Origin of the sequence: Sutcliffiella tianshenii (assembly GCF_016908565.1) — a bacterium.
In the GTDB taxonomy this organism is placed as follows: Bacteria; Bacillota; Bacilli; order Bacillales; family Bacillaceae_I; genus Sutcliffiella_A; species Sutcliffiella_A tianshenii.
The window spans coordinates 1-23,558 of record NZ_JAFBED010000002.1 but is presented as its reverse complement, the minus strand read 5'-3'; the positions used below and the strand labels follow the sequence as shown (position 1 = coordinate 23,558).

Sequence of the window (23,558 nt, the reverse complement as noted above, 5' to 3'; positions counted from 1 at the left end):
AATTTGCCTTTCATCACGAGACATGTTCGGTGACAGTTCCACTTTGCAGCATTTTCGGATGCAGGATGCATGCATAATCCCCTTCCGAGGAAAGCTCCGTCTTTGTCAGCCCAATGAGGAACTTGGTTGTTTCATATTGTTTATTATCATGAAGGATGATGGCTTTATCCGGTTTAAGCGCAAGCATCAAGGTGGTCTCTTTACCTACTGCCCGGTATGGGATGATCCTGATTCTCTCCACCCATTTCGTATCGTCGGAAAACGTCGGCCAACCTTGGGTATTCTCGATGGAACGCATGGCATGTACAATTTCTTCCGGGATGATTTCACGAAGGCGCTCCACTTCTACAATCATAACCGGGGTCTTGGTAATTGGGTCCTGCAGCTGATTGCCACTATCGACCAGTCCTGATAATACAATCACATCCTTTTCCAGGTTAATGGTGATGGTGGCCAATTGATCATAGCGGTATTTTCTTGTTTCCACCGTATTGAACTGTTTCTTGGTGAGGTGTAAAAGTAGTGGAAATCCAACAATCACGAACAACCAGGATACAGGGTCACCAAGACCTGTTGTCAAAGTTTGAATCGTGTCATTCGCAAATTGGTGATCCACCCTTAAAAAGTAATGAGTGGCAAACATCCCACCGCCTACAGCAAATGTAGTGATATAGAAAACCAAAAGAATTTCTATAAATGTCCGGAGACGGTGAAAGCCAAAGCTGATAAGAATCATACATACAGAAAACATTAGCTTTACTGCAACATGCGTCACGATATTTTGCAGCGGGGTAAACATGAGTACAACAATGATCGAACCAAGGAATGCACCTATCACCATTCTCCAAGTAGCTACCTGGCGTTTTAAAATGAAGGCGGTCATTTTTAAAAGAAGAAAATCAAAACCAAAGTTTAGGAGCCAGATGGCATCTAAATAAACGGTCAAATTAGTCCCTCATTTATACCTTTTTGTATTTGAAACTAGTATATATTAATGCCTCCCTGGATGTCTGTCAGTTTATGCCGATAGTAGAATACAATTTTTGAAGGATTTTTTGCTTATTTGTCGGTGCGCGGAGTGTGATTTATACGTAAAAAGCGCCAAATCCTAATTTTAGGATTTGGCGCTTTTAGTTTGATAATGAAAATTATCTGCGACGGTTTCTGTTACGAAGGAACGTCGGGATGTCTAAAGTTTCTTCTTGCTGTTGTGGCTGTGAAGTCTGTTGCTGGCGAACAGGCTCCTGGTGCTGTTGTACTTGCTCTTCACGCTTCACTTCACGCTTTTGAACAGGTGATTTTTGTGCACCGAAAACTGGGCGCGCACCTTGTTTAGTGTGGTTGATTTCCGCTTCACTGAATCCAGTAGCGATAACTGTAACAACGATCTCATCTTTGAGATTTTCATTGATGACAGATCCGAAAATCATGTTTACTTCTTGATCAGAAGCAGAAGCAACAATATCAGCAGCTTCTTGTACTTCGTAAAGACTGAGGTTTGTTCCACCAGTAATGTTCATCAACACGCCCTGCGCTCCATCGATGGAAGTTTCAAGCAGTGGAGAAGATACGGCCTTCTTCGCAGCTTCAGCTGCACGGTTTTCACCTGTAGCAACACCGATACCCATCAAAGCGGAACCTTTGTTGGACATGATCGTTTTCACATCGGCAAAGTCCAGGTTAATTAAACCAGGAGTAGCAATAAGGTCAGAGATACCTTGCACACCTTGACGCAGGACATTATCCGCTTCACGGAATGCTTCAAGCATCGGTGTGTTTTTATCTACGATTTCAAGTAGACGGTCATTAGGGATTACGATCAGTGTATCTACGGCTTCTTTCATGGAAGCAATACCGCCGGCTGCTTGTGTAGCACGCTTACGGCCTTCGAAGGTGAATGGTCTTGTGACGACACCGACAGTCAGCGCTCCAAGGTCACGTGCAATCTGTGCGATGACAGGAGCCGCACCAGTACCGGTACCTCCACCCATTCCAGCTGTCACGAATACCATATCCGCACCCTTTAGTACTTCCTCCAATTGCTCTTTGCTTTCTTCTGCAGCTTTTTTCCCGACTTCCGGATTGGCACCAGCACCAAGTCCCCTTGTCAATTTACCGCCGATTTGCATTTTCACTTCAGCTTTGGAAAGGTTAAGCGCCTGGGCATCGGTGTTTACTGCAATGAATTCCACACCTTGTACGCCATGCTCTATCATACGGTTTACGGCGTTATTTCCGCCTCCACCAACTCCGATTACTTTAATGGTAGCTAATTGATCGATATTAGTATCAAAATCTAACATAACTGTTCCTCCTAATTCTAAGAAAGTACTAACAAAATCATCAAATGTTTATTCAAAGAATAGACCGAAGAATTTCTTCACTTTTGTGCCGACCTTTTCTTCTTCATTCACTTGCTTCATCTGCTTTCCTTTTTGTTGTGTTGGTTTACCACTGCGCTTTTCTACATGTTCTACAGATGAGGATGTAGATTCGATCTTTCTTCCTTGAAGCTTTGCATTTTTATATGCGAATTGTATCAATCCTACTCCAGTTGTATACTGCGACTCTCTTACGCCGATATAATCCGGAACAGCTTTGCGTACATTGTTATTCAAGATCAACTGTGCCAGTTCCAACACACCGGGCATTGTCACTACTCCACCAGTCAGGACGAAACCGCCGGGTACATCCCTTACACCCAATCTCTTAATCTCATGTTGGACTAGTTCGAATATTTCTTCCATTCTAGCTTCGATAATATCAGAGATTTCGAGTTGGCTGAACTGTTGGTGCTGGTCACTGCCGATAATTGGAACACTGAACACTTCTTCATCCGAAGCATGATCATAGAAGGCATGTCCATGCTTTATTTTGATTTTCTCTGCATCTTCGGTAGATGTGCGTAAACCGATGGATATATCCTTTGTGATATATTCCCCACCTACAGGAACCACGCTCGTTGCCTTTAAGAACCCATCCTGGTAGACGGCGATGGTCGTTGAACCTCCACCTATGTCCACCAATGCAACACCAAGGTTCCGTTCATCCTTGGATAAGGCAATGGAGCCGGTTGCAAGAGGCTGCAAACAGATATCGGTTATTTCCAATCCTGCTTTCTCCACACAACGCAATAAATTATGTAGTACTGTTTTGGAACCTGTAATAATGGTGCCTTCCATCTCCAGGCGTACTCCAAGCATACCACGGGGGTCATTGATTTCATCCAAGCCGTCCACAATGAATTGCTTAGGGATGCAATCGATTATCTCCCGTTCAGGAGGAATGGAGAATACTTGAGCCGCGTCAATGACACGTGCAATATCCTCATCCGCTATTTCCCTGTTTTCGCTGGATACCGCAACTACACCATGGCAATCCTGCAATTGCACATGATTTCCGGTTACCCCTACCACCACTCGGTTGATCGGCAGGCCAACCATTCTTTCTGCCTGCTCCACAGCCTTCCTGATGGAATGAACCGTCTCATCTATGTCTACTATTGATCCTTTTCGTAAACCAGTTGATTTTACATTACCGACTCCAATTATATTTAAAGTATCATTTACCATTTCTCCAATGATTACTTTAACACTGGATGTACCGATGTCTAAACTTACGTAAATTTCATTGCTGTTCATTCTATGGCACCTCCTTCTACTACTAAAAAAACAACCAATTTTATAGAACAACAAGCGGAAAAACATATTATACTAGAAAGTATTCCACATTCATGATGTTTTCCCTTTTTTAAAATTACTTTTTTTCGTTTTTTTCTTTAGAAAGTGACCATTTGGATAATAAGATTCTTCGTATCACTGCAATATTCTGGAACAGCCTGACTCCAAAAGCGAAAACTGCAGCTAAATACAAGTCTACACCAAGATGGACACCGAGAAAAGCTAAACTTGCTGCCAATAGGATATTAAAGAAAAATCCGGAAACAAATACTTTATCATCATAATTGTTTTGTAGGTGAGCCCTGATTCCCCCGAATAATGTATCAAGTGCAGCAAGAACTGCAATGGATAAATAATTGGAATACTCATCCGGGACCCTGATTTCAGAATACAGGCCCAGGACAATCCCCACTATAAGCCCCAGGAGCGGAAGCCACATATCAATTCCCCTCCTTCTCTGCCTTCACCGGCTCCATGTATTTCACTCTGATTGCTTCGTCATATGCCGGGACAGTGACATGATTAATGGGAGTGGAAACTTCCAGCAAGAGATTTTCGATTGCAAACTCGTCCATTGCCCGTGAGACTTGCAGACGGTTATACATCTTGGTAGGGTCGTCTGTGATCACAACAATTTCAAAATTCGCGTTGGGAATCCATGCATTATTCACTTTTGTCCTTCCATTGATTTCACGGATCACCGTATTGTTGACGATCCGCTGGCCTGCGATGGAAATTTCCTCACTATCATAGGAATTGAGCTCATTGACAAATCGGCGCAATAGCTCTGCTGAAATATTTTCCTGCACTTCCCCGAGGATATCCTCCCCAAAAAGCGGCTTGACGGTCATCCTGATACCAGGACCGCTCACTTCAGTCAGCCCTGCATCTTTTTTCAATTCCTCGAGCGTATCCCTTAAAGCGGCTTCTTTGGATGTTTTTTGTTCTTTTGTATATTCCTGAATAGTATTCTCATACTTCCGGATTTCTTGGATGATTTGCGATTGTATTTCCTGTTCCCTTTTAAGGTCGCTTCTCAATTCCCAAGTATCACGTGTATCACGGATATCAGGTTGTTGGACAGTTTGAAACTGAACGGCAATCATCAGGCCGACAATCACTGTAATAATGGTAAAACTTAACTTCCGATTGACCACTTAGAACACCTAACCTTACCAAGCATGCAGCCCAATTATTCTATTGAATGACAGGGTCTATTACAATTCTGTCTTTTTCCATCATTTTTATCGTTATGTTATCTGCAACTAATTGGTCCTTCACACCCCCAAGGATATTCAGGGCAGGAATAAGCACTTTCGGATCACCTATGGCACTTATGACAAAAGGTGCCGGGTACTGATTCCCATCGATTGTGATGACTGGGCCGTTACAAATGATATAGGAATTCTTTGTTATTCGTTGACCATTGATGGAAACTGCAGCCGCACCCGAGATGAATAATTCGTTCATGACTTTAAATACATGCCCTTCATGTACGATATAATTGTTTACATTCTCCTCGGATGGAACATATGAGGCGTCGGATAGTGTTATCTCAACACCTTTACCCTCTACTTTCACATTCCCATTGTACATGCGCAGATTTTCGGCATCTTCCACCAGATTGAATAGAAGCTGTTCTCCTGTTGCGAGGCTCTCCTCGATTTTTCTGAGTTCCTCCTGCTTGTCTAGTAATTCTTTCTGCAATTGCAAGTTTCGCTCTTCGGTTTTCAGTAATGAATCACGAATTGCAAAGTCGCGTTCCCATTGTCTGTCTGTACCCTTGTTGTCTTCCTCTTGCGTTAATTGATACGAGTAGGAAATGATGAAACCAAGCACTAAACATACAAAGGAGAGGACGACATGTTTACCGTTCACCTTCATCCTGATCTTCATCTCCAACAGTTTCATAAGGTTTAAAAAATGTGCCTACCTCTATATTGATCACACCTTTTTGATCCGGATCAAGCTGGGCGACAATGGAGGGATAAGCTGACATCTTGTTTGAAAAATCTCTCACGGTAGCACTGACTTCGAATCCATCATTCATGAACAATGTCATATGATAAGGATCCACTTCCGATGGTGTATGGTGTATCTCTGAAATGGCATATATGATGGATTCAGGCAGCTTCATCAGTTCCCCGATGAACTCTTCCACCAGATCCCCCTGATTCCAGTTCATCATTAGCGGCGCATCATCTGGCAGTGCTTCCGATTCGATGGCTGCTAGTATCTTACCGTTTTCGATAACTGGATAGTAATTCCCTTCGTCATATATATAAGCGATCCGATTATATTCCTTCACGTCAATTTCCACTGTATTAGGCAGCTTCCTGGACACGACTGCTTCTTTTATCTCTTTATGCTGCAGGATTTTAGCGGATGCTTCTTCCCCGTCGACTCTCCAAAAGCTTGTCTTAACGGAAATTCCACTTAAATCTACAATCTCCTCATCCGTCAGGTGGCGATTACCTTCTATTTTTATGGCAGACACCTTGCTGAGAGAGGATTGTGAGTAAATGATGAGCGATAACAAGATAAAAAATAAGGATAAATAAAGGATAAGCCTCCTATTAGCCTTATGTTTACGCTGCTCTTTCAGCTTAGGAACCCGATCTTCCAAAGTAACTACTTTCCCTTTTTCCATGTAATACGTTTTCACCCCACCGCACGGCATACTCCGTGCTGTTAATATGCATTGATTTTCTAGCATAATTATATCACATGTGGGGTGAAAAAAAGGATAAATAATACTATTTTCTTCCTATTATCTCGACTTCCGTCTCCAGTTGCACATTGTATAACTCGAGTACCGTTTTTTTGATATGAGCGATAAGATCAAGGACATCCTGTGCTTTCGCCCCATTATCATTCACGATGAAGTTGGCGTGCATTTCCGAAACCTTTGCCCCACCAATCGTGTAGCCTTTCAGTCCGGCTTTTTCAATCAAAGCCCCGGCATATTCCGGAAGCGGATTCCTGAAAATGCTTCCTGCACAAGGATAATTGAAAGGTTGGGTGTTTCTTCTGTAATCCTTATTCTTCTGAAGGGTAGATACCACATCTTCCCTATTTCCCTCTTCAACGTTCAATACCGCCTCAAGGCAGATACCCGGTCTTTCCTTCTGCAGCAAGGATGTGCGATAGGAGAACTTCAGTTCCTCTGGGGTTAACCAGGCCATCTCCCCATCTTCAAAGAGGACATGAGCCTTTTTGAGTACTTTTGACATATCAGAACCATGGGCACCTGCATTCATGTAGACTGCTCCCCCCACTGTTCCTGGGATTCCCGCCGCAAACTCAAGGCCTGTCAAACCCTTTTTGCTGATGATGGTCACGAGCTTAATGAGGGAGTATCCCCCTCCGACTTTCACTTCATTGCCCTCGACTTCCAGATCATCCATGCCATTGCCAAGCTTGATGACCACACCTTCTATTCCCTTGTCAGAAACCAGAAGATTAGAACCGCGTCCGATGGCTGTCCACTTGGATTGGTGTTGATGGATTATTTTCATTGTCTCTTGAAGCATGGCAAGATTACTCGGTTCCACTAGAATATCCGCAGGACCGCCAATTTTCATTGTGGTATGATTTGCCAGTGGCTCGCTCGGCAATACCTTCCCGACATTTGCTTCTTGAAGCTCCTTTACCAACTGTAACTGTTCCATAAATTCCTCCTACATACACGTTCAGTCAATCATTTAAGTTATTTTTATAATGAAAGAGTGCAGATCGTTTTTATTGCCGTGTACTTGATCTTTTCTGTTATTCTATGCAGTAAAAAAAAGAAGGTACATCAGCCTAATGCATCGTAAAGGGATCGAATGAGTCTAAATATGTATAATCGAAAAAAAACGAACGATAGTTATATACCCATTGCACTATAAGGTTAAACCCCTTAATTCCATCGTAGCATATTTTCAGTTATTCTAAACAGGAAATAATAAAAAAGACTCATCACTTTACGCGCATAATATCTATATACTATATCCCCTGTTAAGGTTGTGCAATCAAAATCAGATTTTGTAACCAAAATTTTATCTTTTGTCATACTACCGAAAAGCGGTGGCGAAAAATAATAACACCTCTTCCCAAATTGGGAAGAGGTGTTTCTAGTTTAATATTTTGCATATCGGCTAATATTGAGAAGAATCCCTACGGCCATAAGCATCAGTGTCAGGGATGATCCCCCATAGCTTAAAAATGGCAATGTAATACCGGTTACAGGCATCAATCCCGTTACTACCCCGACATTGATGATCACTTGGATGGCGACCATAGCGATGATGCCCACTGCTAAAAAGCTTCCGTACAAATCCGGTGCCCCGAGGGCAATGCGTATACCTCTCCAAAGTAGAAGTGCAAAAAGCAAGACAACAAAAGATCCTCCGATGAAGCCCAGTTCTTCTGCTAAAATGGCAAAAATGAAATCCGTCTGTGGTTCAGGAAGGTAAAAGAATTTTTGCCGGCTCTGACCCAATCCCAATCCAAGAAGGCCACCCGGTCCGATCGCGTACAGGGACTGGATGATTTGAAAACCACTGTTCAACGGGTCTTCCCATGGATCAAGGAAGGAAGTGATACGCTTTATCCTGTATGGGGCAGACAATACCAGTACGACAAAGCCTGCTACGCCTACCAGGCCAAGTCCCACGAAATGACTGATTCTCGCACCTGCCACATAGATCATGACAATACACGTTCCGACCATCACAGTACCCGTTCCAAGATCCGGTTGCATCATGATCATGCCAAAGGCCAGGAATACCAAGCCAAGACTTGGCACCAATCCCTTTTTAAAAGATGTTATTTTCTTTTGATTTTCACTTAAATATTTTGCCAGGAATGCAATCATGGCTATTTTCATGAATTCTGAAGGTTGAACCGAAAATGCCCCTACCCCTATCCAGCTCCTAGATCCATTTCGCTCCATCCCTATACCCGGGATCAAAACGGCAACTAGCAGTACAAAACACACGATGATAATCAGCTTCGCCCATGTACGCCATGTCCAGTAATCAACATTCATGATAAAGAACATCGCCACAACACCAAGACCTGCAAATAGCAACTGCCGCTTTGCGAAGAAGAAAGTGTCCTGGAACTTATAATCCGCCCAGACCGCACTTGCACTATAGACCATGATCAATCCGATGGCAAGTAATGTCAAGGTCGTGATAATTAATATTAAATCGGGAGTAGATCGCTTTGTCGCCAACAGAAAACACCTCTCGAGCATATTTTAGGGCATATAGATGAGGAACCCAAGCAACAGATATCCTTCTACTTAGCAAAAAGAGGCTTTGTCCTTCTGTTGCATCCGCTAATCCCGCGGAAGTTTGCAACTATCAGAACAAAGCCTCATAGGTTTCGGCCAAGCCCTTACTTAAGCTTATGCACGGCGTCTATAAAAATGTCTCCTCGTTGTTCGAATGTTTTATATTGGTCCCAGCTGGCACAAGCTGGAGATAAAAGAATAACATCACCGTCGTGGGACATTTCAAAAGCAACCGGTACGGCTTTTTCCACATTATCGACACGTTTTATCTCTTTTATTCCCGCTTCTTCCGCAGTTTTGATAAGTTTTTCCGCGGTTTCGCCAAATGTGATCAATACTTTTACATTTTTCAAGTATGGAAGCAGATCATCGAAATCGTTTCCTCTATCAAGCCCCCCGGCAAGGAGGATGACACTCTCGTCAAAAGCGGAGATCGCTTTTTGAGTGGCTAAGATATTGGTAGCTTTCGAATCATTGTAGAATCTTCTATTTTCGATTGAGTCCACAAACTGCAGACGGTGCTTTACCCCCGTAAAAGTGGTAAGCACTTTTTGGATGGCTTCATTTTCAGTGCCGACAAGCTTTGCAGCTGCTATCGCTGCAAGTATGTTTTCAAGATTATGCTTGCCAGGCAAAACGATATCAGCTACATCCATCACTTTTTCTTCCTTAAAGTAGACTCCACCATCTTTAAGGTACGCGCCATCCACCTTGCCAGTTACAGAGAACGGGATGATCGTTGCATGTGAATGTTTGATCATTTCCATGATGACATCATCATCTGCATTGACGACTGCAAAATCTTCCTTTGTCTGATTCTTCATAATGGCCGCTTTGGCGTTTGCATACTCTTCAAGCGTTCCATGGTAATCCAGATGAGCTTCAAAAATATTGAGCAAAACTGAAATTTTCGGACGGAATGAATCAATCCCCATCAATTGAAAGGAAGAAAGCTCTGTCACCATGATATTGGTTTTTGTGGCTTGTTGGGCTACTTCCACAGAGACTTTACCGATATTCCCTGCAATCAGCGGGGATTTCCCGCCACCCTTAAGCATCTCATCAATCAGTGTGGTGGTGGTTGTTTTGCCATTGGAACCGGTAATGCCGATAAAGTCAGCCTCGCTGATCTGATAGGCAAGCTCCACTTCCGTCAGTACAGGAATACCCTTTTGAATGGCCATCTCCACGAGCGGATTGGTATAAGGGATTCCTGGATTTTTGAACACCATATCAATTTCCTGATCGAAAATGCTTAAAGGATGCCCCCCGCATATTACCTCCATGCCTTTGGACTGCAGTTCTTTCGCCTGTTCATTTCCTTCAAGCGGTGTACGGTCGTTTACAATGACATTTGCTCCAAGTGTATGTAAAAGATTTGCTGTGGCTGTGCCACTTTTTGCCAAACCCAAGACAAGGACGTTCTTTTCTTTATAAAAGTCAATATGCTTCATATCAGATCCACACCTCTAAATAGATTCCCAGCACTGCACATAAAAGGCCAACCGTCCAAAAGGATACAACGACGCGCCATTCCGACCAACCTACGAGCTCATAATGGTGATGTAGCGGACTCATTTTGAAGATTCTGCGTCCGGTTGTCTTGAATGAGATAACTTGAATGATAACGGAAAGTGTTTCAAGGACAAATACGCCACCTATTATGATAAGGATGATTTCTAACTTTAACAGGACTGCCACAGTGGCAATCGCCCCTCCAAGGGCCAATGAACCAGTATCCCCCATAAACACCTTTGCAGGATGGGCATTGAAAACAAGAAATCCTAATAATGCGCCGACTACCGCTACTGAAAAAATGGACACTTCAAACTGTGATTGATTCCAAGCCAAGACTGCGAATGCCCCGAATGCTATTGCTGCAGTCCCGGAAACAAGACCATCAAGGCCATCGGTAAGATTGACGGCATTTGAAAAACCGACCAACCAGAAAATCAGGAATACCACATAAAAAATACCCAATTCAAATGACAGATCCGTTCCTGGTATGGAAACTGCGGTCGAAAACTCGAATTGCGTAAATACGAAATAGAAAACCACCGCAATGACGATCTGTCCAATCAGCTTCTGAAGGGAAGTCAATCCGAGGTTTCTTTTTAGAACCACTTTGATGAAATCATCCAAAAAGCCTAAAAGTCCATATCCGACTGTTACAAAAAGCAGCAGATAGGTTTCGACGGATGCCTCGGCATACCTGCCTGTAATGATGAGCGTTGTGACGACTACAGCGAGTAAGATCATCAGGCCGCCCATTGTAGGGGTTCCCGTTTTCTTAAGATGTGACTGCGGCCCTTCTTCACGGATGCTTTGACCAAACTTCAATCTCCGTAGGAAGGGAATAAAAATTGGTGATAATAGAACAGTAATTAAAAAAGATATAACGATGGCAAATAAAACGACCTGTTGTTGCATCGTTATTCCCTCCTCTCTAGTAATATGATTAGAGGTATTATCACCATAAGCATACTTCAACACTATGAATCATCAAGTCCTGTGAATAAATCTATGATCCCTTCCAAGCCTTTTTAGACAAATGCGTGACATACCTACGGTTCCAACACCATTTACAAGCTATTGAAATGCGATTAACTTGCATACTGGCAACCAATCCTAAAGTCAGATTAGATGTACCAAAACTAAATTTTATCTGTTTTTCCCGCTTCTGCAAATACTTTTTTTCATGTTTTTACTTTTTCTTCAGGAATTGAACCTTTTTCTTTAATTTCTGCTCATTATATGGGATAATCAGTGACTTTTAGCATGGATATTTTCGGTTAAGGATTAGCGTATTTTTCCATACCCTACATAGTTTATGATGAACCCTTTGCATGTATGGCTTCCCGGGCAACTTTTCTATCATCAAATTCCAGCACTTTGTCTCCTATTAACTGATAGGTTTCATGTCCTTTGCCTGCAATCAAAATGACATCTCCCGGACTTGCTTCATTGACAGCCTTTAAAATGGCCTGTCTGCGATCCTCAATTATTTCGTAAGGATGACCTTTTATCCCGGATTCCATATCAGCAAAGATCCTTGCAGGATTTTCTGTGCGTGGATTATCAAGCGTGAATATCACCTTATGTGCATGGGAAATCGCCGCCTTTGCCATCAATGGCCTTTTGGCACGGTCACGGTCACCGCCACATCCCACAACACAGGTTATATTTTGTCGGGAAAGTTGCTTTGCTGTCTTTAATACATTCTCTAAGCTGTCAGGGGTATGTGCATAGTCAACTATCACGGTATAGTCCTGACCTTCCTCGATCACTTCGAATCTTCCGGGCACGCCTTTCATTTCCTCTACAACCTTAATGATCGTCTCCATAGGAATATTGGATACATAGGAGGCAGCGATTGCAGCAAGGACATTATAAACACTGAACTTGCCGACCAATTGCAGGTGAATAGGAACAACCCTGTTGTCGTATACTAAGTCAAACTTTGTTCCCTTCCCTGATATTTCAATATTGGTTGCCATGATATCACTGTTATTATTGATACCATAAGTGATGACCTGTGCGGCTGTAGACAATGCATAACATTCACTCGCAGCGTCATCGGCATTCAATACGGCGAATTTGGGCTTTTGAAGTTTATAAGCATTTCCGAGAGACGAGAATAACAGGGATTTGGCAAACTTGTATTCTTCCATTGTTTTATGATAATCGAGGTGATCCTGAGTAAGATTCGTAAATACTGCTACATCAAAATCACAGCCAAAGACCCTGCCCATATGCAAAGCATGGGAGGAAACCTCCATCACGACAGTCTGGACTCCATTCTCCACCATTCGATGAAAAGATTCCTGAAGCGTAAGTGCATCAGGGGTAGTATTTTTAACAGGGAAGGACTGATCACCGATTTTCATATTAATTGTCCCTATCATCCCTGTTTTCTGACGATGCTTTTGGAATATGGATTCGATGATATGGGTCGTTGTAGTTTTTCCATTGGTTCCAGTAATCCCGATGAGGTGAAGTTTGTGTGTAGGCTGACCATAAAAAATATCAGCTAATATCGCCATGGCCCTTTTTGAATCCGGGACCACTATCACCGGTACCGGGACATCCAATACTTTTTCGGATATGATGGCGACCGCACCATTTCTGATAGCTTCTTCTGCATATATATGACCATCTACCGTATACCCCTGAATGCAAAAAAATAAACTCCCCTTCTTTGCCAACCGGGAATCCATCACGATTGAATCTATTTCAGGATTTAAAGCAGAAGATACCTGATAACGATGTAGATATTGAATTAAGTCTTGTAGCATCATAGGAATCATTCCCCTCTACTTGGAATTGCTAAAGGACGCTCGAAGTGTAGTTTAGACTGTTTATTGACAGGTAGAATTTTCATCCTATCTCCATTCTATCCTATTTAGGGAAATTAAACCAAGAGCCCGCTTCAGGGCCCTTGGTTTTTTTAGTCTTCATCACTCTTATCAGAACCGGACATGTATACTCGGATGGTAGAACCCTCTTTGACTTTTGTTCCTGGTTTTGGTGCCTGCTCCACTACTGTGTCACCTTCCCCGCTGATATCAAGCTTCAGGGTGACCAGCTGTTGAATGAGCTCTTTTCGGGACATTCCCTTCAAGTTAGGCACTTCCACCAAAGGGACATCCGGCCATTGCAGTTCCTTTTCTATTTGTCCTTTTCTCTTCTCTACACCAAGCGCACTCAGGCTTTCCTCCATTATATTCCCGACTACAGGTGCTGCTACTACTCCACCGAACTGAACTGTGCCTTTTGGATTATCAATGGCCAGATAAACAACTATCTGCGGATCATCTGCAGGGGCAAACCCGATAAAGGAGACGATATGATTGTTTTCCATGTATCTGCCATTTTGCACTTTTTGTGCGGTACCAGTCTTCCCTCCAACACGGTAGCCTTCTACAAATGCATTACGCCCGGTTCCTTGTGCTACTACGCTTTCCAACGCATAACGGACTTGGTTGGAGGTTTCCTCCGAAATGACCCGTCTTTTTTCTACAGGTGTGTTTCTTGATACCACGTCCCCTGAAACTGGGTCGATAAACTCCTTGGCAATGTACGGGGTATAAAGGATGCCACCATTTATGGCAGCAGACACTGCAGTCACCTGCTGGATCGGGGTCACCGAAACCCCCTGGCCAAATGCGGTTGTAGCCAGTTCTACTGGTCCTATATTTTCCGGCTTAAAGAGAATCCCTTTCCCCTCCCCTTGAAGGTCAATGCCTGTTTTCTCCCCGAAGCCGAATGATTTGATGTAATCAAATAGAGTATCCGTACCCAGACGCTGCCCCAATTCTACAAATCCCGGGTTACAGGAGTTTTGGACGACTTCCAAAAATGTCTGATGGCCGTGTCCGCCCCTTTTCCAGCAGCGGAGCCTCGCACCAGCAACCTCTGCAGCCCCTCCATCATGGAAAGTGTCCTTTGTCAGGTTGACTTTATTTTCTTCCAATGCTGCTGCCAGTGTAATTATTTTGAATGTGGATCCCGGCTCATACGTACTCCATACCGGCAGATTTCGATTATAGATCTCTGGTGGGACCTTCTGGAACTCTGCAGGATCAAAGTCCGGTCTGCTCGACATAGCGAGTATTTCGCCTGTGTTTGGATCCATCGCGATGGCAATGATTCCATCAGGATTATATTGTTCATAGGCAAGGTCCAGTTGATTCTCCATGATGGTCTGAACCTTGGAGTCTATTGTCAGCCTGAGATCAAGGCCGTCCACCGGAGCCACATAATCATCTGGAATATCTGGCATTCTGCGGCCTTTCGCATCCGAATAGAACTGAACATGTCCTTTTTGTCCCTTTAGTTGTTTATCATAAAACAATTCCAATCCCATCAGGCCCTGATTGTCGATCCCGGCAAATCCAAGGACATGGGAAAGATAACTGCCAAAAGGATAATGCCTTTTGGAATCTTCCGCAATATACACACCTTTAAGGCCCAACGCCCTGACTTCCTTTGCCTTCTCATGGGAAATTTTTCTTCCTTCCGGATTGATTCTTTCCATTGATGAATTTTTTGTGATCTGCTTGTACAACTTCTCTTTGGGCATATTTAAAGCAGCTGCCAATTTTTCAGCTGTCTGATTTGGGTCTTGGATTTGTCTAGGCACCACCAGTACCGAAGGCGCACTCATATTCGTGGCTAAAGGGACTCCGTTACGATCCAGTATTTCGCCACGCTCCGGTTCAAAAGGGATGTTGCGGCTCCACGAGTCCTTCGCACGATCCGTTAACATATTCCCTAGAGCAAACTGCACATAGCCTAAGCGCAGATCGATAATTGCAAATAGAAGGATGCCTACCAGTAATACCACTGTCAATCTTCTCCGTACCGTCACATGAGATACCCGCATAACACATGAACCTCCTTTAATATTCGTTGTAATATATGCTTGTACCATAGAAGATAGAACATTTTGAGCAAAGGAGTATTCATTGTGGCCTATCAAAAAAACACAAAAAAGGCTATAGAGCAAAGAGATTAAACTCTGCCCTATAGCCTTATTCCCAATTCAACTCACTGCTTCCCTCTCTTCCTCTTCCTCCTCATCTTCACTTTCAGGAAGAGGCCTGTTGGATTTCAATTCAATGATGAGATGGTCACCACTTTTCAGAACTGAACCAGGAGCAATATTCTGCTTATGCACATAGCCGTTGCCGACGATATTCGGTTTTATTCCCAAGAGATTGGTAAGTTTCCTGACATCCCTTAAGCTCCAGCCGGTCATATCTGGCATCGGAGGTTCTTTTTCTGTCAGTAGCAACACTCTTTCGGCTTTGATTACCGACTGTCCTGCCTCTGGTATTTGCTTGAGTACCTTGGAACCATTCCCTAAAATAATATAATTTGGCGATTCTGCACCCTCACTTCCGCTTATGGCCGTTTTTACACTTCGGCCGGTCAGATCAGGGACCTCAAGTCCAGTCTGTTTTTTATCACGGGCACTTTCTACCTTTTCGTCAGGCTGTATGCTCAAATATTGCAAGCTTCTCCGCATTACGTTATTGAACACTCCGGAAACTGGACCTGCACCATTTTCATGCTTCTCAATCTTCGGTTTTTGTACCGCTACGTACATGAGTAGCTCAGGATCATCAGCAGGGGCCATGCCCGTTATGGAATAAATATACTCCCCATGGCCATAAAGATACTTTCCATCCGGCCCAGGCATCTGAGCTGTCCCAGTCTTGGCTGCAACACTGTAACCGTCAATTGCATAAGGGCGCCCTGTACCATTTTCAGCACTTACTACCGATTCAAGTACAGAGAGTACTTTATCGGCAGTTTCTTTTGAGATGGGCTCGCCTTTTTGCTTTGGCTTATTTTGCAAGACCACTTCATTTGTATTGGGATCGACGATTTTGTCGATTACGTAAGGCTGCATCATTTTCCCATCATTCGCAATTGCCGTTGCCGCTTGAATCTGCTGAATCGGGGTAAAAGCAGAACCTTGTCCAAATGCAGTGGATATGCGGTCACGATAATAATGGTAGTTTATGTTACTTGTAGTTTCATCGGGCAGGTCGATGCCTGTCGGCTTGTCCATCCCGAATGCTTTAATATATTCCAAAAGTGTATCTGTTCCCATTTTGTCCGCAAGCAGGGCAAAAGCAACGTTGGACGAGCGTTGAACACCTTCGTCAAACGTAATCGTACCCCAGCCCACTCCACCATTATGATCTCTTACCGGGATCGGGTCTTTAGGCAGCATGTATGTCCCAGATTCATAGAGCTCTGAACCGTTGTATACACCTTCTTCGATCGCAGCGGCCAAAGAGAATATTTTCATCGTCGAACCAGGTTCATAGCGGTAGGAAATGGTATCATTATTCCAATTGTCCGTTAGCCCCGCACGTGTATTTAAATCAAAAGTCGGCCTTGAACCCATCGCAAGGATCTGACCTGTTTTTGGGTCGGCCACGATTGCCATTATCTTTTCCGGCTCATACTTTTCATCTACTTCAGTCATCGCTTCCTCAAGGAACGTCTGAATCGTCTTGTCCAGGGTCAGATGTACATTCTTCCCGTTTATCGCAGGCACAAAGGATACATTGGCATCCTTCGGTAAAATGGTACCTTTGTTATCCGTTTTGATTGTGTAGTTGCCGTCCTGTTCTTTCAATTCTTCTTCCAGCATTTTTTCTAATCCAATGGATCCTTTTACCTGACCATTTTCATCAGGCCGGGCAAAACCCACCACATGGCTTGCAAACACACCATTCCAGTAGTAACGTTTTTTCCCTTCTATAAATGCTATGCCTGGAAGCTCAAGCTCCTCAATTTTATTCTTAACAGAAGGAGAGATATCACGCCCGATCGCTCCGAACTCCACTTGTTTTCTATCTTGTAACAACTTTTCAAGGATTTCGCTTTCATCCGCTTCAAGCAGGGGGGCAAGCTTACTTGCAGTCTCTTGTGGATCGACGACATGTCGTTTAATTTTTCCTGTTGAAAGAGATTTATCCAATACCGCAACCAGGTTGAAGGAAGGTGTATCCTCAGCTATCGGATCACCGCTTCTGTCAAGGATCGCCCCTCTGTCGGCCTGGATGTTCTTATTTACATTGTAGTATTTGGCCGCTTCGGCAGACATGTTATGGCCCTTCACTTCGCCTGTTGCCTGAAGGAATAAAAATCGTCCGATTAATAGAAAAAAGAGCAACGCAAATATTACAAGTAAAAATGCGGCTCCTAAATGAATTCTTTTTTTATGAACAAAATTTTGCATGGCAGTCAGTCCCGAACATTCTTCACGTTATTTTCGTTTAATGAAAGCCCTAGATCCTTTGCTTTTTCAAGGATTCGCTCATAGCTGCTTTCTTCTGCTACCTGCAATTCCAATTCACGGTTCTTATTGATTTGGGTGGCTACTGTTCCTTCAAGCGTTTGTATCTCACTGTTTACCTGATAGATCGTATTGTTGTTAGAGATGATGTGGATAGATCCAAAAGCCAGGAGTCCAATGAACATATAGCCTAAGACTTTTTCCCCTAGGGTGATCTTGGCACGTTTTTTGATTACTAGATTCTTTTTCGGAGCTTGCTGCTGCCGTTCTTCGTGTTGTCTCTGAATTTTATGAGCTAAGTTACTCATTTCCCTTCCCCCAAATCATTATTATTTTATCTATTTCTCATTAGTCTTTAACTTTTTCGGCTACTCTCAGTTTTGCACTTCTGGCACGGTTGTTCGCCTCAAGTTCATCTTCACTTGGTAAAATAGGCTTTCTTGTGACCAGCTTAAGCACCGGTTCAAATTCTTCCGGGATGATCGGCAAACCTTGCGGCAATTGAGGAAGTTGGCTTTTTTCCTTGAAAGCCACTTTACACATTCTGTCCTCGAGTGAATGGAAGGTGATGACACTGACTCTCCCACCTGGTCTCAGCACATCGATAGCCTGGTGTATAGCATCCTCGAAAACTCCGAGTTCATCATTTACAGCGATTCGAATCGCCTGGAATACACGCTTTGCAGGATGTCCTCCCGTTCTTCTTGCCGGAGCGGGAATGCCATCCTTAATGATTTCAACAAGCTCCAACGTTGTTTCTACCGGTTTATGCTTGCGGTATTCCTCAATTTTCCTTGCAATCTGCTTGGAGAATTTCTCTTCCCCATACTGAAAGAAAATACGGACAAGTTTTTCATATGGCCATTCATTCACTACATCATAAGCACTCAATGGACTATCCTTGTCCATCCTCATGTCAAGCGGTGCCTCGTGATGATAGCTGAATCCTCTTTCAGGTGTATCCAGCTGCGGGGAGGAAACACCTAAATCGAATAACACGCCATCCACCTTTGTGATTCCTTGCTCATACAACTTCTCTTTCAAAAATTTGAAATTGCTTTTGATGAAGATGACACGATCAAGGTAGTTATGTAATACGTTCTTCGCGTGCTCGAGGGCACTATCATCCTGATCAAATGCAACCAGCCTTCCTTTTTCAGAAAGCCTTTTGACAATTTCAGAGCTATGTCCAGCCCCACCAAGCGTGCAATCGACATAAATTCCATCTTCTTTGATGTTAAGACCTTCCACTGCTTCATTTAATAGTACTGTTACATGGTGAAACATCTTCCACCGCCTTTCTAGCTCTAAGCTGTTTCGATCTTGTTAGCGTGCTTTATACCCTGATATTTTTCCACTGATCAGGGCTTTTATCCAAGATGCTCTTTTCTTGCGCTTTGTAATAGATCCCTTTTATAAGTCAAAGTCTACGAGGTTTTCTGCAATCTCTGCGAAGGAGTCTTCCGAATCTTCCACAAAGGAATTCCAGTTCTCTTTGCTCCAAATTTCTATTCTGTTGGATACCCCGATCACGACACATTCTTTTTCCAGCTGCGCATATTGCACAAGTGGTGATGCGATGTTCACCCTGCCTTGCTTATCGAGTTCACATTCTGTTGCACCTGAAAAGAAAAATCGTGTAAAAGCCCGGGCATCTTTTTTTGTAAGTGGCAACTGCTTCAGTTTATCTTCAACAGTTTTCCATTCGGATAGTGGGTACCCAAAAAGACATTTATCAAGCCCTCTTGTAAGGACAAAGGCTTCACCTAAATGATCACGGAATTTAGCCGGAACAATCATACGCCCTTTTATATCAATAGTATGATGATATTCCCCCATGAACATTCGGCTTCCCCACCTTCCCTCTACTTTACACCACAATCCCCCACTTATCTCCACTTACTTTATTGTACTATTCTCTTCCCTAAAAGAAAATCCTTTAAGCCTAAAATTTTTTCGTTTTTCATCTTTTTACAACATTTTTTGACAAAGGGATGAATTAAGGACGAACTTGACTGATTTTGACTTTCCAAAAACATGATATGCTATCATTCCTCAACAATTTTATGTTTACGACCTATTTTCCCTGAACGAATTGTCAGAAAATAAAAACAAAAAAAGCAACCGGAAATGGTCGCTTTTTTCTTTACGTCTATTATTTAGGACCCTATAAAACACCGCTGTTGATTTCCGCACTAGGCTTCGCTTTCCGCGAGGCGTTTGTGGAGCCTCTTCGGCTTTCGCCTGCGGGGTCTCCACTAAACGCTTCCTCCCGCAGGACAAGGAAGGCTACGGCAGCGATGCATCGCACGAAGAAAATGCTCGCATTTTCGAGGAGTCTTCGCCTATTGCTCCAATCAACAGCTAGTAAACATTAAGAATTAGTTTTAAAGCATTAAACATAAATCAGTTTATGTTTGCCGTTATGTTCCAGCGGCAGTTCAACGATTCTTTGTACGAGGTCCAAGCCATATTGATTCAAATAGTAGTAGATATTCCAAACCCGTTCTTGTGGAAGTGAATCCGGGATAAGTGATAGTTCGGCTCGGAGGTATTTTTTCATGACTGTTTCATGCTTTTCATAGGACGACTTTTCCATCAGGCGTTTCATGAAGGCGAATTGCCTGTCGATCAAGGTCCAGTTTTTTTCGAATACAGGCTCCAAATGGGGAAAAACATCCTTCCCTACCGTCCTGAACTGCTTATGCACCTTCTCGTATTCCTTTTGGTAGGACTCCAATCGGCTCTCAAGTTCTTCAAGCTCCTGACTTCTCAACCATGCCTTCCGCTTCTCTTCCAATCCATTTATCAAGATGTCTTCCATGCTTTCACCCAATTCCTTGACTGTGGAATCAATATGGCGCTCCACAATAGTCAGTCCGATACGGGGGACAACAGGCGGCATCTCAAGGTCAAGCGCTTCGAAAGCACCTTTCAATTCAGCCCAATAACTGATTTCCCCAGGACCTCCGATGAATGCAAGTGCCGGAAAAAGGAATTCCTGCATCAATGGCCGGGTTACGACATTGTTGGAAAAAAGATGTGGATTAGATTTCATTTCTTCCATTAGTTGTTCCCAAGCAAACTCGGTCTTCCCGTCTTTGGTACAGGCTTTCTGTAGTTCTTCATCCCAAAACAGCAGCTCACGCTCACCATGTTTGTGGAAGAAAATATTCATGGAATTCCCCTGCACATCCAGCATATTGCCAAACCCTGCTTTTTCAAGATCGTCTTGGGCCGCCAAAACTTCCGAAGTAATCCTTTTATGGCTGGTCAATAATCTTTGGAAAAATGGAACTTCTATTTTTCTTAAGTCCGGGTTGGATGCATCAACAAGTATCAAGCCGGTTCCCTTGAACAGGGTGGTAATAAGTTCGGCAAAGAAATCGACTAGATTGTCTGCAGATTCCAATGATCTTTCCAATAATGCTTTAATATCATTCGTAAAAGCTGTTTCCCCGTATGAATTCACTATTTTGAGCATCCATTCGGAAAGTTGCTGTTTATCTAATTGCAGTTCCGAAACCATCTTTTTCCCTGCAGCTTTCATCGGGAGGGAAATTTTTTCTACGCCATTTTCCCTTGGGATGTTTACATGATTGATTTCATGATAATCATGATCCTCGCCTGCAATCCAAAAGACAGGCAGTACAGGGACACCCAACCTATTTTCTTGTTCTTTTGCAAGTTTAATGATGCTGATGATTTTGGAGATTGTATAAACCGGTCCCGTCAACAAGCCTGCCTGCTGTCCACCGATTACAACCAATGATTCTTCGGAGCGGAATCTCTCTATATTATGTAAAGTTTTTTCATCGGCATGGTATCTGGCATTGAAGCTTAACAGATGATCTGCTAAATCATCCCTTAGAAAGGTCTGTTGAGCCAAGGAATTTTTTCTATTTTCGAATGTATCTGCTGAAAACGGATTATATGTAAAAAAACGGTGTAAGCTTTCCTCTTCTGATAAATAAGCCGATGCAAACTTATTAATAGTAGGAAGCGCAAGTTCTACTATATTCATAAAGTACTTCCTTTCTAATCGATCAAATATCCATATCTCCATGAGTATAGCATTGATTTGAATCGAAACAAAAAAAATTGCTTATAAAAAAATCAAGTAAATGCCTCATAAATTCTTTGTATGACACCAAATAGGGCCAAACAGAAATAAGCGAGGAAAAACAAGAGGAAATTGAAGCGCCAGAACCCTTTGAATACTTTTTTGAATTGGATTTCCTGCTTGATTCTATAGTGTGTAATCACCATGATCATGGCAATGGAAACCAGGACAATCATTATGATCCAAAGATAGGAGCGTTCCCAGATGATGACTATAAGGAAATGCACTGCAAGGATAAAAAATAAGGTTGAGGTATCTACTGCAACATGAAAGGACCGCTTATTATTCTTCGTTATATATCTCGCACATACATAAAACATCAACAAACCCAATACAGGTGCCGTGACGATGGTTGCAAATAAGACAGAAATAATATTGGACACCGCTCTATTACCTCTCTTCCTCAATCCTAAGTTCTGTTGTGTACAAATGATTTTCTTCCAAACCTTTTATGCTTGTATAAATGAATTCTGTGAGCGGTACTGTTTTTCCTTGTTCCTTCGCTGAAAAAATCACATAACCCAAGATAGCCTCCACTTCCGTTCTTCTCCCATTTTCGATATCCCGCTGCATGGAAGACCAGTTTTCTGCGGTGTTGCGACAGACATTCAATACGTGGTTCCACACTTCTTCTTTTTTCTCTTCGTCTATTAGAAATGAAATTTCCTCATATAAAGTAATCATGGCATTTTTGTAAAAACGGTTTTGTACCAATTGTCCATTTTTCACGCGATAGAGGGTTGTCAGCGGATTGATGATAGCATTGACAATCAATTTCTCCGTCAACATGATTTTGTGGTTATCCCTTGTCTGGACAGGAAAGCAATCTTCCAACCCTTCTTCCCAAAGGGTCAAAAACTGCTTGTCCATGCAATCTTTTCGTAGTGGGGCAACTTTCGTCATTCCTTTTCCAGTCCAAATGATAGTCACATCATCCAGCTTTTTCACACCATGCTCCACAACGCCTATCAGAGGCTTTGCGGCGTTTATTCTTCCGGCCAAGTCCAAGTGACCCATCCCATTCTGGAGGAAAAGGACACTTTGCTCTTTGTTTAAGCCCATTAAATGAGGCATTATTTCATGCAGTGCATATTGCTTGACCGCTACTAGGATCACATCATCCTCAAGCTTTACCATATCGGAAATGTGCTTTACTTGTACCTTCCTGTTCATGGCGGGAGAGTTATTCTCCATCAATGTGATACCTTTTTCCTTCAACAGTTTACACTGGTGCATTCTTTTTGTGTAAAGGGTGACAGGAAAAATAGGGGAAAATTGGTAAGCGTATAAAAGGCCTATTGCACCGGCTCCGATTATTCCAATTTTCATCATGGACCCCCTCCCTATTACCTATTTCTTCTTATTGTACCAATATATGAGGCAGAATCTACAGAAAATATTGATAAAATTTCATTCTATTGAAAAGGCTCTTTTGGAAAAGATCGTTGTTTTAAGTATAAGACTGGGCTAAGAATAAGATGTCAACATTAAACTCTCTGTTGGTCTCCGTTCCAGGTGTTCGCTTTCCGCGGGCGGCCTCGGGAGCCTCCTCGGCGCTTTGAGAAGTGCACCCCTTTTGTTGGACACACATCTAACAATAGGAGGTGTACTTCAGTTGACTAAATTTACACGAGAAGTAAAACATCAAGCCGTACA

General features: G+C 42.9%; 20 protein-coding genes. All 20 read right to left on the bottom strand.

What is annotated here, in order from left to right; genetic code table 11:
* Nucleotides 1-13 precede the first annotated feature (13 nt).
* Entirely contained in the window at nucleotides 14-946 is a 933-nt protein-coding gene (gene spoIIGA, locus JOC95_RS03640; RefSeq protein ID WP_204413494.1) for a sigma-E processing peptidase SpoIIGA, read from the bottom strand.
* 202 nt (nucleotides 947-1,148) lie between these two features.
* Nucleotides 1,149-2,303 carry a cell division protein FtsZ gene (gene ftsZ, locus JOC95_RS03635; protein ID WP_204413493.1) on the bottom strand — a complete coding sequence of 385 codons (1,155 nt, stop codon included), beginning with the start codon at nucleotides 2,301-2,303 and terminating at the stop codon, nucleotides 1,149-1,151.
* 48 nt (nucleotides 2,304-2,351) lie between these two features.
* Nucleotides 2,352-3,641, bottom strand: a complete 1,290-nt coding sequence (gene ftsA / locus JOC95_RS03630) for a cell division protein FtsA (RefSeq protein WP_204413492.1) — start codon at nucleotides 3,639-3,641, stop codon at nucleotides 2,352-2,354.
* A gap of 115 nt (nucleotides 3,642-3,756) precedes the next feature.
* Nucleotides 3,757-4,119, bottom strand: coding sequence for a small basic family protein (locus JOC95_RS03625; protein WP_010193065.1), 363 nt, complete (start codon nucleotides 4,117-4,119; stop codon nucleotides 3,757-3,759).
* A gap of 1 nt (nucleotide 4,120) precedes the next feature.
* Nucleotides 4,121-4,837, bottom strand: coding sequence for a DUF881 domain-containing protein (locus tag JOC95_RS03620; protein WP_338083049.1), 717 nt, complete (start codon nucleotides 4,835-4,837; stop codon nucleotides 4,121-4,123).
* A 40-nt stretch (nucleotides 4,838-4,877) separates the two neighbouring features.
* On the bottom strand, nucleotides 4,878-5,564 hold the full coding sequence (locus tag JOC95_RS03615; protein ID WP_204413491.1) for a DUF881 domain-containing protein: 687 nt from the start codon (nucleotides 5,562-5,564) through the stop codon (nucleotides 4,878-4,880).
* Nucleotides 5,548-6,330, bottom strand: a complete 783-nt coding sequence (locus tag JOC95_RS03610; protein WP_204413490.1) for a cell division protein FtsQ/DivIB — start codon at nucleotides 6,328-6,330, stop codon at nucleotides 5,548-5,550. Before JOC95_RS03610 ends, JOC95_RS03615 begins: the two co-directional genes overlap by 17 nt.
* A gap of 106 nt (nucleotides 6,331-6,436) precedes the next feature.
* Nucleotides 6,437-7,351, bottom strand: a complete 915-nt coding sequence (gene murB / locus JOC95_RS03605) for a UDP-N-acetylmuramate dehydrogenase (protein WP_204413488.1) — start codon at nucleotides 7,349-7,351, stop codon at nucleotides 6,437-6,439.
* A 449-nt stretch (nucleotides 7,352-7,800) separates the two neighbouring features.
* On the bottom strand, nucleotides 7,801-8,901 hold the full coding sequence (gene spoVE, locus JOC95_RS03600; protein WP_204413487.1) for a stage V sporulation protein E: 1,101 nt from the start codon (nucleotides 8,899-8,901) through the stop codon (nucleotides 7,801-7,803).
* Between the two features lie 164 nt (nucleotides 8,902-9,065).
* The gene (murD, locus tag JOC95_RS03595; RefSeq protein ID WP_204413486.1) at nucleotides 9,066-10,415 is read right to left on the bottom strand and encodes a UDP-N-acetylmuramoyl-L-alanine--D-glutamate ligase; all 1,350 of its coding nucleotides are present in this window, start codon (nucleotides 10,413-10,415) and stop codon (nucleotides 9,066-9,068) included.
* A gap of 1 nt (nucleotide 10,416) precedes the next feature.
* A complete protein-coding gene (gene mraY, locus JOC95_RS03590) occupies nucleotides 10,417-11,391 on the bottom strand; it encodes a phospho-N-acetylmuramoyl-pentapeptide-transferase (protein ID WP_204413485.1) in 975 nt (324 codons plus the stop codon).
* Between the two features lie 398 nt (nucleotides 11,392-11,789).
* Entirely contained in the window at nucleotides 11,790-13,259 is a 1,470-nt protein-coding gene (locus JOC95_RS03585; RefSeq protein WP_204413484.1) for a UDP-N-acetylmuramoyl-L-alanyl-D-glutamate--2,6-diaminopimelate ligase, read from the bottom strand.
* 149 nt (nucleotides 13,260-13,408) lie between these two features.
* Nucleotides 13,409-15,346 (bottom strand): stage V sporulation protein D, encoded by a 1,938-nt coding sequence (locus JOC95_RS03580; protein ID WP_204413483.1) that lies wholly within the window; start codon nucleotides 15,344-15,346, stop codon nucleotides 13,409-13,411.
* Nucleotides 15,347-15,505: 159 nt separating this feature from the next.
* Nucleotides 15,506-17,722, bottom strand: coding sequence for a penicillin-binding protein (locus JOC95_RS03575; RefSeq protein WP_204413482.1), 2,217 nt, complete (start codon nucleotides 17,720-17,722; stop codon nucleotides 15,506-15,508).
* A gap of 5 nt (nucleotides 17,723-17,727) precedes the next feature.
* Complete coding sequence (gene ftsL / locus JOC95_RS03570; RefSeq protein WP_204413481.1) at nucleotides 17,728-18,087, bottom strand: cell division protein FtsL; 360 nt, start codon at nucleotides 18,085-18,087, stop codon at nucleotides 17,728-17,730.
* 40 nt (nucleotides 18,088-18,127) lie between these two features.
* Nucleotides 18,128-19,066: a 16S rRNA (cytosine(1402)-N(4))-methyltransferase RsmH gene (rsmH, locus tag JOC95_RS03565; RefSeq protein WP_204413475.1), complete on the bottom strand. Its 939-nt coding sequence runs from the start codon at nucleotides 19,064-19,066 to the stop codon at nucleotides 18,128-18,130.
* 126 nt (nucleotides 19,067-19,192) lie between these two features.
* Nucleotides 19,193-19,624, bottom strand: a complete 432-nt coding sequence (gene mraZ / locus JOC95_RS03560) for a division/cell wall cluster transcriptional repressor MraZ (RefSeq protein ID WP_204413469.1) — start codon at nucleotides 19,622-19,624, stop codon at nucleotides 19,193-19,195.
* A 550-nt stretch (nucleotides 19,625-20,174) separates the two neighbouring features.
* The gene (bshC, locus tag JOC95_RS03555) at nucleotides 20,175-21,803 is read right to left on the bottom strand and encodes a bacillithiol biosynthesis cysteine-adding enzyme BshC (RefSeq protein ID WP_204413468.1); all 1,629 of its coding nucleotides are present in this window, start codon (nucleotides 21,801-21,803) and stop codon (nucleotides 20,175-20,177) included.
* A 92-nt stretch (nucleotides 21,804-21,895) separates the two neighbouring features.
* On the bottom strand, nucleotides 21,896-22,285 hold the full coding sequence (locus JOC95_RS03550; protein WP_204413467.1) for a DUF3397 family protein: 390 nt from the start codon (nucleotides 22,283-22,285) through the stop codon (nucleotides 21,896-21,898).
* A 7-nt stretch (nucleotides 22,286-22,292) separates the two neighbouring features.
* Nucleotides 22,293-23,234 carry a 2-dehydropantoate 2-reductase gene (locus tag JOC95_RS03545; protein ID WP_204413466.1) on the bottom strand — a complete coding sequence of 314 codons (942 nt, stop codon included), beginning with the start codon at nucleotides 23,232-23,234 and terminating at the stop codon, nucleotides 22,293-22,295.
* Between the last annotated feature and the right edge of the window lie 324 nt (nucleotides 23,235-23,558).